Genomic DNA, 1,006 nt, shown 5'->3' with positions numbered 1-1,006 from the left:
GGGCGCCTCACAGCCGACGGTGTCTCTGTTGATCTGGCAGCGCGTCACGCCGGATTTGGTCTCGATGAAGACGTAGCCGTTCTGGTCGGGCGGCAGCGGGATGGCGCCGGCCGGGGTGGTCGGGTTCGCCGGTGCGGCCGACGGGCCCGGCGCCGGGGCGGCGGTGGCCGACGGCGGCGTGGACCTGGGTGTGGGGAAGGACGGTTCGGTGGGGCCGGCTCCTGGCGAGGCCACCGGCCGGCCGCCGATGACCGAACTGCAGCCGGAGACCAGCTCCGAGCCGGCCACCAGGGCTACGAGCAGCAGCGAACCACCGGCCAGGCTTCGCCGCGCATTCTCCGAAAACCGCACCCGCCGCTCCCCAGACGATTCATATAGCGGCACTCAGGTTACGCACCGAGACGCGAAAGCCGCTGCCCTGACACAGGTATCGATACAGAGCCGATGGCCCGAATTTATCGACCCGTGACCGGTTCACGACTTCCCTAGAGCCCCAACAGCTTTTCGGCGTTGCGGTGGCTGATGGCCGCGCGCTCGTCGTCGGTGAGCGGCAGGCTGTCCAGAAACGCGCGGGCGGCGACCATCGACCCGAACGGATAGTCGGCGGAGAAGGCCACGCGGTCGATCCCCACCTGGGCGACCAGGTTCGCGTACGTCGCGCGGTCGTTGAAGTTGGCGAATGTGTAGTGGAAGTTCTCCCGCAGGTAGTAGCTGACGGGACGCTGCAGACCGGTCAGCTCCGGTGTCAGCGTGGCGTCGAAGCGCGGCAGCATGAACGACGTCGCCTCACCCATGTGCCCGATGATCATCTGCAGCGCCGGGTGCCGGTCGAACACGCCACCCAGGATCATCCGCAGCGCGTGGGTGGCGGTGTTGATGTGCCACCCCCAGCCCACCGTGGCCAGCGCGAACGTGACGGGCTCGGCGAAACCCGCGTAGCTGGACTCGATGACGCCCGCCGGGGGGATGGTCGGATGCAGGTAGATCGGCGCCTGCAGGGCGGCCG

The 1,006-nt window shown here is 68.8% G+C and carries 1 protein-coding gene and 1 pseudogene; both read right to left on the bottom strand.

Features of this window, described 5'->3' with window-relative positions; translation table 11 throughout:
- A pseudogene (locus A9W96_RS24765) lies at positions 1–351 on the bottom strand (hypothetical protein); the annotation flags it as partial.
- A gap of 134 nt (positions 352–485) precedes the next feature.
- Positions 486–1,006, bottom strand: a 521-nt coding sequence (locus A9W96_RS24760; RefSeq protein ID WP_156765396.1) for an amidohydrolase family protein, incomplete at its 5' end; no start/stop codon positions are given.

The sequence above is a fragment of the Mycobacterium sp. 1245852.3 genome, assembly GCF_001669335.1.
Lineage (GTDB): Bacteria > Actinomycetota > Actinomycetes > Mycobacteriales > Mycobacteriaceae > Mycobacterium > Mycobacterium europaeum_A.
This window is presented reverse-complemented; position numbering and strand designations above follow the sequence as displayed.